Raw genomic sequence first — 11,310 nt, 5'->3', positions numbered from 1 at the left:
GTCTGGGTCTACACCCCCGGCCATGAGCAGTACACCCGCAACATGGCCACCGGTGCGTCCACCTGTGACCTGGCGATCATCCTCGTCGACGCCCGTTACGGCGTGCAGACCCAGACCCGTCGCCACAGCTTCATCGCGTCCTTGCTGGGCATCAAGCACATCGTTGTCGCCATCAACAAGATGGACCTCAAGGATTTCGATGAAGGCGTGTTCGAGTCGATCAAGGCCGACTACCTGAAGTTCGCCGAAGGCTTGAAGATGAAGCCGACCAGCATGCACTTCGTGCCGATGTCGGCCCTGAAGGGCGACAACGTGGTGAACAAGTCCGAGCGTTCGCCGTGGTACACCGGCCAGTCGCTGATGGAGATTCTCGAAACCGTGGAAGTGGCGGGCGACCGTAACTTCACCGATCTGCGTTTCCCGGTGCAATACGTCAACCGTCCGAACCTGAATTTCCGTGGTTTTGCCGGCACGCTCGCCAGCGGCATCGTGCACAAGGGTGACGAAGTCGTGGTGCTGCCGTCGGGCAAGAGCAGCCGCGTGAAATCCATCGTCACCTTCGAAGGTGAGCTGGAGCACGCAGGCCCCGGTCAGGCCGTGACGCTGACCATGGAAGACGAAATCGACATCTCTCGCGGCGATCTGCTGGTGCATGCCGACAACGTGCCGCCGGTCACCGACAGCTTCGAAGCGATGCTGGTGTGGATGGCTGAAGAGCCGATGCTGCCGGGCAAGAAATACGACATCAAACGCGCCACCAGTTACGTGCCGGGCTCCATCGCCAGCATCGTCAACAAAGTGGATGTGAACACCCTCGAAGAAGGCCCGGCGAGCGCGTTGCAGCTCAACGAAATCGGCAAGGTGAAGATCGCGCTCGACGCGCCGATCGCCCTCGACGGTTACGAGAGCAACCGCACCACTGGCGCCTTCATCGTCATCGACCGCTTGACCAACGGCACCGTCGGCGCCGGCATGATCGTCGCGCAGCCCGTGACTCACGGCACCGCGACGCACCACGGCAAACTGGCCCATGTTGCCACCGAAGAACGCGCTCAGCGTTTCGGCCAGCAACCGGCCACCGTGTTGTTCAGCGGTTTGTCGGGCGCGGGCAAGAGCACGCTGGCGTACGCCGTTGAGCGCAAGCTGTTCGACATGGGCCGTGCGGTGTTTGTACTGGATGGTCAGAACCTGCGTCACGACCTCAACAAAGGTCTGGCGCATGATCGCGTCGGTCGCACCGAAAACTGGCGTCGTGCCGCGCATGTTGCGCGTCAGTTCAACGAAGCGGGCCTGCTGACGCTGGCGGCATTCGTGGCACCCAGCGAAGAGGGGCGTGAGCAGGCCAAGGACCTGATCGGCAAGGAACGTTTGCTGACGGTCTACGTCCAGGCTTCGCCGACTGTGTGCGCCGAGCGTGATCCGCAAGGGTTGTATGCGGCGGGTGGCGACAACATTCCGGGCGAATCCTTCCCGTATGACGTGCCGCTCAATGCTGATCTGGTGATCGACACCCAGGCGCTGTCGCTGGAAGAAAGCGTCAAGCAAGTGCTGGATCTGCTGCGCAAGCGTGGTGCGATTTAAGCGTTAGCTGCAAACCAAAAAGCCCGCCGATGAGCAATCATCGGCGGGCTTTTTATTTCGTGCCAACCCGGTCAACTGTGGGAGCGGGCTTGCTCGCGAAAGCGGTGGATCAGCCAGCATCAGCGTTGAATGGTAAACCGTATTCGCGAGCAAGCCCGCACCCACAGCAATCAATGGCGGTCTGGATATTCGCGGTGCATCTGTTCCAGCAGCGCATCCTTGTCCAGCCACAGCTGATTGATCCAGCCTTGAAACTGCAGGCGATATTCGCCGTCCTGGTCGTAGTTCTTGCCGATGAATTGCGGCGGGATCTTCAGCGCTTCAAAGTGCACCACGACATCCCGCACATTCCCACACAGCAGGTCCCAGAAACCCGGACGTCCGGCCGGATAGTGGATCGTCACGTTGACGATCGACTCCAGCTGTTCACCCATCGCATCCAGCACAAACGCAATGCCGCCGGCCTTGGGCTTGAGCAGGTATTTGAACGGCGATTGCTGTTGAGCATGCTTGCCTTCAGTGAAGCGCGTGCCTTCGACGAAGTTGAAAATCCCCACCGGGTTGTTGCGAAACTTCGCGCAGGTCTTGCGGGTGGTTTCCAGGTCTTTGCCTTTCTTCTCCGGGTGCTTTTCCAGATACGCCTTGGAGTAGCGCTTCATGAACGGAAAGCCCAGCGCCCACCAGGCCAGACCGATCACCGGCACCCAGATCAGCTCCTGCTTGAGGAAGAACTTCAGTGGCTGGATGCGCCGGTTGAGGACGTATTGCAGCACCAGAATATCGACCCAGCTCTGGTGGTTGCTGGTGATCAGGTACGAGTGTTGATAGTCCAGATCTTGCAGGCCGCTAAGGTGCCAGCGCGTGCGGCGCACCAGGTTCATCCAGCCTTTGTTGTTGCTGATCCAGGCTTGGTGGGTGTGGCGCATCAGCCAGCCGGCAATGCGCTGAGTGACGGCGAACGGCAAGGCCTTGACCAGCGCCACGCAGAACAGAAACGAGCACAGCACTATCGTATTGAGCGCCAACAGCAGCGAGGCGATCACGCCGCGCAGTGGTGCAGGTAGAAAGTCCAGCATTTACACATCCATAGGTCGGTTGGCGGCTTGGATCGCCGTGAGGGCGATGGTGTAGACGATGTCGTCGACCTGTGCACCGCGTGGCAAGTCGTTCACCGGTTTGCGCAGGCCTTGCAGCATCGGGCCGAGGCTGACGCAATCGGCGCTGCGCTGTACGGCTTTATGGGTGGTGTTGCCGGTGTTCAGGTCAGGGAACACGAACACCGTGGCGCGTCCGGCGACCGGACTGTTTGGCGCCAGTTGCCGCGCCACGTTCTCGTTGGCGGCGGCGTCGTATTGCAACGGGCCGTCGATCAGCAGCGAGTGCTGTTGCTCATGGGCGAGCAGGGTGGCTTCGCGGACTTTCTCGACTTCCTCGCCTGTGGCCGATTCGCCACTGGAGTAACTGATCATCGCCACGCGCGGGGTGATGCCGAACGCGGCGGCAGAGTCAGCGCTTTGCAGGGCAATCTCGGCCAGTTCGGCGGCGCTTGGGTGCGGGTTCATCACGCAGTCGCCGTAGACCAGTACTTCTTCGGGGAACAGCATGAAGAACACCGACGACACCAGCGTGCAGCCCGGCGCGGTTTTAATCAGTTGCAAGGCTGGGCGGATGGTATTGGCGGTGGTGTTGATGACACCGGAAACCAGCCCGTCGACTTCATCCAGTGCCAGCATCATGGTGCCGATCACCACGGTGTCTTCCAATTGTTGTTCGGCCATCGGCGCGTTGAGGCTTTTGGTCTTGCGCAGGGCGACCATCGGCTCGACATAGCGCTCGCGGATCAGGTCCGGGTCGAGGATTTCCAGCCCTGGCGGCAAGACGATGCCTTGGGCACGGGCCACGGCTTCGACGTCTTCGGGTTTGGCCAGCAACACGCAACGGGCAATGCCGCGCTCCTGGCAGATCGCCGCTGCCTGCACGGTGAACGGCTCGCTACCCTCGGGCAGGACGATGCGCTTGTTGGCGGCTTGGGCGCGCTGGATCAATTGATAGCGGAACACCGCTGGCGACAGGCGCATTTCCCGTGGCGTGCCACAGCGCTGGTGCAGCCAGTTGGCATCGAGATGACTGGCGACGAAGTCGGTGATGATTTCCGCACGCTCGCGGTCATCGATGGGGATTTCCTTGTTCAGGCCATTGAGCAGGTTGGCGGTGTCGTAGGAGCCGGTGCTCACCGACAACACCGGCAGACCGGCCTGCAAGGCACCACGGCACAAGTCCATGATGCGCGGATCGGGCAGGGTGTCGCTGGTCAGCAGCAGGCCGGCCAGTGGCACGCCGTTGATCGCCGCGAGGCTGACGGCCAGGATGATGTCGTCGCGGTCGCCCGGCGTCACCACCAGCACGCCGGGCTTGAGCAGCTCGACGGTGTTGCGCATGGTCCGCGCGCAAATGATGATTTTGGTCATGCGCCGGGTTTCGTAGTCACCGGCGTTGAGCACTTGCGCGCCCATCAGGTCGGCCACATCGCGGGTGCGTGGCGCGTTGAGTTCGGGCTGGAACGGGATGCAGCCGAGCAAGCGGAAATCGCCATTGCGCAGCAACGGCGAATGCTCCTTCAGTCGCGCGGCGAAGGCCTCCATGCTCTCGTCGGTCTTGACCTTGTTGAGGATCACGCCGAGAACTTTCGGATCCTTCGGGCCTCCGAACAATTGCGCCTGCAACTCGACACGGCCGGAGAGTTCGGCGAGCACTTCGTTTTCCGGTGCCGAGACCAGAATCACCTCGGCATCGAGGCTTTTGGCCAGGTGCAAATTCACCCGTGCGGCGTAACTGGCGCTGCGGGTCGGCACCATGCCTTCCACGACCAGCACGTCCTTGCCGACGGCTGCCTGCTGATAAAGAGTGATGATTTCTTCGAGCAGTTCATCGAGCTGGCCGTCGCCGAGCATCCGCTCAACGTGGGCCAGGCCCAACGGTTGTGGCGGTTTCAGACCATGGGTGCGGGCCACCAGTTCGGTGGAGCGCTCAGGGCCGGTGTCGCCCGGGTGCGGCTGGGCAATCGGCTTGAAGAAACCGACTTTCAACCCGGCTCGCTCAAGCATGCGCACCAGCCCGAGGCTTATGGAGGTCAGACCCACGCCAAAATCGGTGGGCGCGATAAAAAAAGTTTGCATGCGAATTCTCTAAGGGTGCATGGCAATGGCGATCATCTTTCTCTGACGATCTGCCGAAATTCAGTCGCCAAGGTTATCGCTAACCGAGCCTTGTGCGCACCAACCGCAGGCAAAGGGTTGGCCTATTTTTTCAATACGTTGCGCCGGATCCAGCACCCACGCCCGAGATTGCCAGGGTGGCTGGTGACGCAGGTGCTGAGTGTGGCCGCAGGAAAGCTCGACCACCCAGTGATCCTCTTCGTCCAGATGGAAGCCCGTAATCGTCGAATCCCGTTTGTCCGGGTTGTGTTCGCTTTCGCGCGATTGCTTCGCTAAACTTCGCCTTTCTAAATTCTTATGCAAAAGGTCTCGCCCCATGCTGATCGCCGCCAATAAGGCTGTCTCCATCGACTATACCCTGACCAACGACGCTGGTGAGGTCATCGACAGCTCCGCCGGCGGCGCTCCGCTGGTCTACCTGCAAGGCGCAGGTAACATCATCCCGGGCCTGGAAAAAGCCCTGGAAGGCAAAGCTGTTGGTGACGAGCTGGAAGTTTCCGTTGAGCCTGAAGACGCTTACGGCGAATACTCGGCCGAACTGGTCAGCACACTGAGCCGCAGCATGTTCGAAGGTGTTGACGAGCTGGAAGTGGGCATGCAGTTCCACGCTTCGGCGCCGGACGGCCAAATGCAGATCGTGACCATCCGTGACCTGGACGGCGACGATGTGACTGTTGACGGCAACCACCCACTGGCCGGTCAGCGCCTTAACTTCAAAGTGAAGATCGTTGCTATCCGTGACGCCAGCCAGGAAGAAGTCGCTCATGGTCACGTCCATGGCGAAGGCGGCCATCAGCACTGATTTTCTGCGCTAAGCTTTCGAGAACTGGAGAGGCGCCTGCGGGCGCCTTTTTAGTCCGCGGCTGTCCTTGGTAGCTTCGCCAAGTGGCCGTTTCGAGTAGAACACGGGAATCCTGGAGTTCGTCATGAGTGCTTTTCACGACCTTAAGTTGACAGCCCTGGATGGTCAGGAGCTACCGCTGGCGCCCTTCAAGGGCCACGTCGTGCTGGTGGTCAACGTCGCCTCCAAATGCGGCTTGACCCCACAGTACGCGGCGCTGGAAAACCTTTACCAGCAGTTCAAAAGCAAAGGCTTCAGTGTGTTGGGCCTGCCGTGCAACCAGTTTGCCGGTCAGGAACCAGGCACCGAACAGGAAATTCAGGAATTCTGCAGCCTCAACTATGGCGTGACGTTCCCGTTGTCGAGCAAGCTCGAAGTCAACGGTCACGATCGTCACCAGCTCTATCGCCTGCTGGCGGGCGAGGGAGCGGAATTTCCCGGTGACATCACCTGGAATTTCGAGAAGTTCCTGCTCGGCAAGGACGGCCGGGTGTTGGCCCGGTTCTCGCCACGCACGGCGCCAGACGATCCGACCATTGTTCATGCGATTGAAAAAGCGCTGAGCTGAAACCTGAAAATCGCAGCCATCGCGCTGCGATTTTTTTGCCTGCCTTTTGACCCTTAATCATTCAGATCAATAGTGCTTCCGCGCTGGCGTCACTATTCATATTATCGCCGTCATATGGCTTATGCCCTGTCGATAATGTTTTCGTGGAGCCTTGTGATGCCCGTTCAAGCCCTGTTCAAACCGTTCCACCTCGGTGCCCTCGAACTGCCGACCCGCGTGGTCATGGCGCCAATGACCCGTTCGTTTTCTCCGGGCGGCGTACCGAACTCCAAAGTCATCGAGTATTACCGCCGTCGCGCAGCCGCTGGTGTCGGCCTGATCATCACCGAAGGCACCACCGTCGGCCACAAGGCCTCGAACGGCTATCCGAACGTGCCGCACTTCTACGGTGAGGCCGCATTGGCCGGCTGGAAAAAAGTCGTCGACGCCGTCCACGCTGAAGGCGGCAAGATTGTTCCGCAACTGTGGCACGTCGGCAGCGTACGCCGTATCGGCACCGAGCCGGACGCCAGCGTGCCGGGTTACGGTCCGTCGGAAAAACTCAAGGACGGTCAGGTCGTGGTTCACGGCATGAGCAAACAAGACATTAAGGACGTGATCGCCGCTTTCGCTCAGGCGGCCAAAGATGCACAACGCATCGGCATGGATGGCGTGGAAATCCACGGCGCCCACGGCTATCTGGTCGATCAGTTCTTTTGGGAAGGCAGTAACCAGCGCACCGACGAATACGGTGGCAGCTTGGCCAACCGTTCGCGTTTCGCTATCGAACTTGTTCAGGCAGTACGCGCGGCGGTCGGCGAAGGTTTTCCGATCATCTTCCGTTTCTCGCAGTGGAAGCAGCAGGATTACACCGCACGTCTGGTGCAAACCCCGCAAGCGTTGGGCGAGTTTCTCGAGCCGTTGTCCGATGCGGGTGTGGATATTTTCCACTGCTCGACGCGGCGTTTCTGGGAGCCGGAGTTCGACGGGTCCGAGCTCAACCTGGCAGGCTGGACGCGTAAGCTAACGGGCAAACCGACCATCACTGTCGGCAGCGTCGGGCTCGATGGCGAATTCCTGCAGTTCATGGTCAACACCGACAAGGTCGCCCAACCGGCCAGTCTGGAGAACCTGCTGGAGCGTCTGAACAAAGAGGAATTTGATCTGGTGGCGGTAGGCCGTGCGCTGCTGGTGGACCCGGACTGGGCGCAGAAAGTGCGCGAAGGACGTGAGCAGGACATTCTGCCGTTCAGCCGTGAGGCGTTGATGACGCTGGTTTAACGGGCGCCTTCATAGGCCCCTTCGCGAACAAGCCCGCTCCCACAATTGAAATGCATTCCAATGTGGGAGCGGGCTTGCTCGCGAAGACGGCTCAAAGTCAGCGGTAATCAAGGCAATGTCGGCGCATTCGGCACCAACTGCTCCCCTTGGCATGCCCCACGCAAGTGACTTTCAAACTGTTCGATCACGGCCGCCCATCCTTGGCGACTCGCATGTTGCCGTGCATTCAGGCGCACGCAACGCAATGTCTCATGCGCCTCCAGCAACCACGTCGCCGCATCACAGAACGCCTCTTCATCGCCCGGCATCGCCAGTACGCCGTTATAGCCATGGCGAATATGCTGCGCCGCCGCTGCCTGATCGTAAGCTACCACGCCAAGCCCTGAAGCCAGTGCTTCGAGCACCACATTGCCAAAGGTTTCCGTCAGGCTCGGAAACAGAAACACATCACCGGACGCATAGTGCGCCGCCAACGCTTCACCGCGCTGCGCCCCAGAGAAAATTGCCTCGGGCAGATCTTTTTCCAGGGCCATACGTTGCGGCCCGTCGCCGACCACGATCAGCTTCAGATTGCGCTGTGGATAAGTGCTGCGCAGCTTTTCAAAGCAGCGTTTGAGCAAGCCGAGGTTTTTTTCTGGCGCGAGTCTTCCTACATGAATCACAGCAATGTCGCGCTCACCCAGCCCCCATTGCTCACGCAAAGCGTTCATGCGTTTGGTTGGGTGGAACAACTGGCTGTCCACGCCTCTGGACAACAACGCCAATCGCTCGAAATGCCGGCGCTCCAGCTCCAGTCGCTGGCTGACACTGGGCACCAGCGTCAGCGCCGAACGATTGTGAAACCAGCGCAGGTAATGCGTCAGCATCCGGGTCAGGAGACTGAGGCCGTACTGACTGGTGTATTGCTGGAAATTGGTGTGGAAACCGCTGACCACGCAAATCCCCAGACGCCGCGCCGCCCGTAACGCCGACAACCCGAGCGGGCCTTCAGTGGCGATGTACAGCACGTCCGGGCGCTGTTGCTTCCAGCGCCGCAGCAGTTTGTGCATCGACGACTGGCCCCATTGCAGCCCCGGATAACCCGGCAACGGCCAGCCACGACACAACAACACAGCATCGTCGTCACTGCGTTGCGGATCACCGCCCTGACGCGGCCGTACGAGGTCAACTTGATGGCCGCGCGCGCGCAATCCATCGCACAAGCGACCAAGGGTATTGGCCACCCCGTTGATTTCCGGTGGGAAGGTTTCGCTGATCAGTGTGATGTGTAGAGCTGTCGTCATGACCTCAGTGTCGGCTGAGGCCATGTCGCGCTTGTGACGGTCGGATGATGGATTTGTGACGGGGTCAGCGTTGGGTTACAAGGTTCTCGGCACCACGCTCACGCACCCAGAACAGTGTCGCCCCGGCCACAGCGGCCGGCATCATCAGGATGTTGACCACCGGAATCAGCAGCGCCAGATAGACGATCCCGCCAAAACTCATGCTCTGCCAGCGCTTCTCGCGCAGCCAGGCGAGCATTTCGTTCCAGCCCAGTTTGTGGTTGTCCGCCGGGTAGTCGATGTACTGGATCGCCATCATCCACACGCCGAACAGCAGCCACAGGGGGGCGGCGACGATGTTCACCACCGGGATGAACGAGAGGATGAACAGGCCGATGGCCCGCGGCAGGAAGTAGCCGAGCTTGCGCATTTCCCGGGCGAGGGTGCGCGGGATCATCGAGATCAGTTCGCCCCAGCTGAACGCCGGGAAGTCATCGCTGCCGCGCACGACCACTTCGACTTTTTCCGCGAGGAAGCCGTTGAAGGGCGCGGCAATCACGTTCGCGAGCATAGTGAAGGTGAAGAACACCATCAACGCCACCAGCACCACGAACAGCGGCCAGAGGATGTAGCTGAGGAAACTCAGCCAGTCGGGCAGCGACGGCATCAGCGTATCGACCCACAGGCTGAACTGATGGCCGGCCAGATAGATCAATCCGACGAACAGCACCAGGTTGATTGCCAGCGGCAACAACACGAACAGGCGCAGGCCCGGGCTGAGAACCAGTTTGAGGCCTTCGCGCAGGTATTGCGGGCCAGACAGAACAGGGGCGGGCATAAGGGGCTCCGAGCAAGGGAAAACGCGCCGACCTTACCGACTTTGCAAGATGTGCGAAAGCGCGGCAGAGCGATCGACATTCACTGTAACAAAGACGTCCATCTCGTCAGTGGGTCGGCATAGAGACCACCTATGAGCTGGATTGTTAAACCGTATTTCCTTAATCTTGCCCCCCTCGATACGCTGCACCCAACTTTTTACAGGACTGTCGAGCTCAAGCCTTCCCCAAGGTTTTCCACGGTCCTTTTTTATTCCCGCCGGCAGTCCGGCGAACCGTGCCAGTTTTTCGGCCCGGTCAACAGGAGCAGGTCATGTCTGAAGTCCGTCATTCGCGAGTGATTATTCTCGGTTCCGGCCCTGCCGGTTACAGCGCTGCGGTATACGCGGCCCGTGCCAACCTCAAGCCTCTGCTGATCACCGGCATGCAGGCCGGCGGTCAACTGACCACCACCACCGAAGTCGACAACTGGCCGGGCGACGTCCACGGCCTGACCGGTCCTGTGTTGATGGAGCGGATGCGCGAGCACGCCGAGCGTTTTGAAACCGAGGTCGTGTTCGACCACATCAACGCCGTTGATTTCGCTTCCAAGCCCTACAGCCTGACCGGCGACAGCGCGACCTACACTTGCGACGCCCTGATCATCGCCACCGGCGCCAGCGCTCGTTACCTGGGCCTGCCGTCGGAAGAAGCGTTCATGGGCAAGGGCGTTTCGGCCTGCGCGACCTGCGACGGTTTCTTCTACCGCAACAAGCCTGTTGCAGTGGTTGGCGGCGGCAACACCGCTGTTGAAGAGGCGCTGTACCTGGCCAACATCGCCAGCACTGTGACCCTGATCCACCGCCGTGAAACCTTCCGCGCCGAGAAGATCCTGATCGACAAGCTCAACGCCCGTGTGGCCGAAGGCAAGATCATCCTCAAGTTGAACGCCAACCTCGACGAAGTGCTGGGCGACAACATGGGCGTGACCGGTGCGCGTCTGAAGAACAACGATGGCAGCTTCGACGAGATCAAAGTCGACGGCGTGTTCATCGCCATCGGCCACACGCCGAACACTTCGCTGTTCGAAGGCCAGTTGACCCTCAAGGACGGTTATCTGGTAGTGCAGGGCGGCCGTGACGGCAATGCCACCGCAACCAGCGTCGAAGGTGTCTTTGCCGCCGGTGACGTGGCTGACCACGTTTACCGTCAGGCCATCACCTCGGCCGGCGCCGGCTGCATGGCGGCACTGGACACCGAGCGTTACCTGGACGGTCTGCAGAACGCTTCGTTCTAAGATCGCAGGCACAAAAAAACCGGCTTCGCAGACTGTGTGAAAACCTAGCAATCTGCGCAGCGCTCAATGGAAATGCTCCGTATCGAAAGATACGGAGCATTTTTCGTTATGGCTTACATCCAAGGAGAGTCTCGCAGCCAGACCAGCGTGTTCCCGGCCTCGCTGGAGGAACTGATCCCCGAGGATCACCTCGTTCGTGTGATCGACCTCTACGTCGCCAAGCTGGATCTGGTGCAACTGGGCTTTGACAAAGCGTTGCCCAAAGGCACCGGGCGCCCCTCTTATGATCCTGCCGATCAGCTAAAACTCTATCTCTACGGCTATTTCCAACGGATTCGCTCCTCACGCCGACTTGAGGTCGAGTGTCAGCGCAACATCGAAGTGATGTGGTTGATCAACCGGCTTAAACCCGACTTCAAGACCATCGCCGACTTTCGCAAAAACAACAAACCGGCCTTTGTGGCGACGTGC

General features: G+C 60.0%; 11 protein-coding genes. 6 read left to right on the top strand and 5 right to left on the bottom strand.

Going from position 1 to position 11,310, the window contains the following annotated elements; all coding sequences use genetic code 11:
• Nucleotides 1-1,581, top strand: a 1,581-nt coding sequence (gene cysC / locus ACIOWA_RS26300) for an adenylyl-sulfate kinase (RefSeq protein WP_401162692.1), incomplete at its 5' end; no start/stop codon positions are given.
• A 170-nt stretch (nt 1,582-1,751) separates the two neighbouring features.
• Here the strand turns inward: cysC and ACIOWA_RS26295 are convergent.
• From ACIOWA_RS26295 to ACIOWA_RS26285, 3 genes are read right to left on the bottom strand one after another with little or no spacing between them, the layout of a single operon-like run.
• On the bottom strand, nt 1,752-2,657 hold the full coding sequence (locus tag ACIOWA_RS26295; protein WP_401162690.1) for an acyltransferase: 906 nt from the start codon (nt 2,655-2,657) through the stop codon (nt 1,752-1,754).
• On the bottom strand, nt 2,658-4,757 hold the full coding sequence (gene pta, locus ACIOWA_RS26290; RefSeq protein WP_401162688.1) for a phosphate acetyltransferase: 2,100 nt from the start codon (nt 4,755-4,757) through the stop codon (nt 2,658-2,660). It lies immediately after the preceding gene.
• Nucleotides 4,758-4,817: 60 nt separating this feature from the next.
• Nucleotides 4,818-5,144: a DUF3565 domain-containing protein gene (locus ACIOWA_RS26285; RefSeq protein WP_339431768.1), complete on the bottom strand. Its 327-nt coding sequence runs from the start codon at nt 5,142-5,144 to the stop codon at nt 4,818-4,820.
• Between ACIOWA_RS26285 and ACIOWA_RS26280 the strand changes: the two genes are divergently transcribed.
• From ACIOWA_RS26280 to ACIOWA_RS26270, 3 genes are all read left to right on the top strand, one after another.
• Nucleotides 5,113-5,598: a peptidylprolyl isomerase gene (locus ACIOWA_RS26280; protein ID WP_339431769.1), complete on the top strand. Its 486-nt coding sequence runs from the start codon at nt 5,113-5,115 to the stop codon at nt 5,596-5,598. The two genes, ACIOWA_RS26285 and ACIOWA_RS26280, sit on opposite strands and share 32 nt — an antisense overlap.
• A gap of 124 nt (nt 5,599-5,722) precedes the next feature.
• Nucleotides 5,723-6,205, top strand: a complete 483-nt coding sequence (locus tag ACIOWA_RS26275; protein WP_221730017.1) for a glutathione peroxidase — start codon at nt 5,723-5,725, stop codon at nt 6,203-6,205.
• A gap of 156 nt (nt 6,206-6,361) precedes the next feature.
• Nucleotides 6,362-7,465, top strand: a complete 1,104-nt coding sequence (locus ACIOWA_RS26270; RefSeq protein WP_401162685.1) for an NADH:flavin oxidoreductase — start codon at nt 6,362-6,364, stop codon at nt 7,463-7,465.
• 107 nt (nt 7,466-7,572) lie between these two features.
• Here the strand turns inward: ACIOWA_RS26270 and ACIOWA_RS26265 are convergent, their stop codons facing one another.
• Nucleotides 7,573-8,772, bottom strand: a complete 1,200-nt coding sequence (locus ACIOWA_RS26265) for a glycosyltransferase family 1 protein (protein ID WP_339466217.1) — start codon at nt 8,770-8,772, stop codon at nt 7,573-7,575.
• Between the two features lie 40 nt (nt 8,773-8,812).
• Nucleotides 8,813-9,565: a sulfate transporter CysZ gene (cysZ, locus tag ACIOWA_RS26260; RefSeq protein WP_401162683.1), complete on the bottom strand. Its 753-nt coding sequence runs from the start codon at nt 9,563-9,565 to the stop codon at nt 8,813-8,815.
• Between the two features lie 311 nt (nt 9,566-9,876).
• Between cysZ and trxB the strand changes: the two genes are divergently transcribed.
• A complete protein-coding gene (trxB, locus tag ACIOWA_RS26255) occupies nt 9,877-10,839 on the top strand; it encodes a thioredoxin-disulfide reductase (protein ID WP_221730013.1) in 963 nt (320 codons plus the stop codon).
• Between the two features lie 108 nt (nt 10,840-10,947).
• A partial coding sequence (locus ACIOWA_RS26250) for a transposase (RefSeq protein WP_401162681.1) occupies nt 10,948-11,310 on the top strand: 363 nt, incomplete at its 3' end.

The organism is Pseudomonas sp. NPDC087614, assembly GCF_044743485.1.
Taxonomy (GTDB): Bacteria; Pseudomonadota; Gammaproteobacteria; order Pseudomonadales; family Pseudomonadaceae; genus Aquipseudomonas; species Aquipseudomonas baetica_A.
This window is presented reverse-complemented; position numbering and strand designations above follow the sequence as displayed.

Coding starts and splice junctions, on each gene's coding strand:
- ACIOWA_RS26295 (WP_401162690.1), bottom strand. CDS start 2,657: ATGCTGGACTTTCTACCTGCACCACTGCGCGGCGTGATCGCCTCGCTG.
- trxB (WP_221730013.1), top strand. CDS start 9,877: ATGTCTGAAGTCCGTCATTCGCGAGTGATTATTCTCGGTTCCGGCCCT.
- cysZ (WP_401162683.1), bottom strand. CDS start 9,565: ATGCCCGCCCCTGTTCTGTCTGGCCCGCAATACCTGCGCGAAGGCCTC.
- pta (WP_401162688.1), bottom strand. CDS start 4,757: ATGCAAACTTTTTTTATCGCGCCCACCGATTTTGGCGTGGGTCTGACC.
- ACIOWA_RS26275 (WP_221730017.1), top strand. CDS start 5,723: ATGAGTGCTTTTCACGACCTTAAGTTGACAGCCCTGGATGGTCAGGAG.
- ACIOWA_RS26270 (WP_401162685.1), top strand. CDS start 6,362: ATGCCCGTTCAAGCCCTGTTCAAACCGTTCCACCTCGGTGCCCTCGAA.
- ACIOWA_RS26265 (WP_339466217.1), bottom strand. CDS start 8,772: ATGGCCTCAGCCGACACTGAGGTCATGACGACAGCTCTACACATCACA.
- ACIOWA_RS26280 (WP_339431769.1), top strand. CDS start 5,113: ATGCTGATCGCCGCCAATAAGGCTGTCTCCATCGACTATACCCTGACC.
- ACIOWA_RS26285 (WP_339431768.1), bottom strand. CDS start 5,144: ATGGAGACAGCCTTATTGGCGGCGATCAGCATGGGGCGAGACCTTTTG.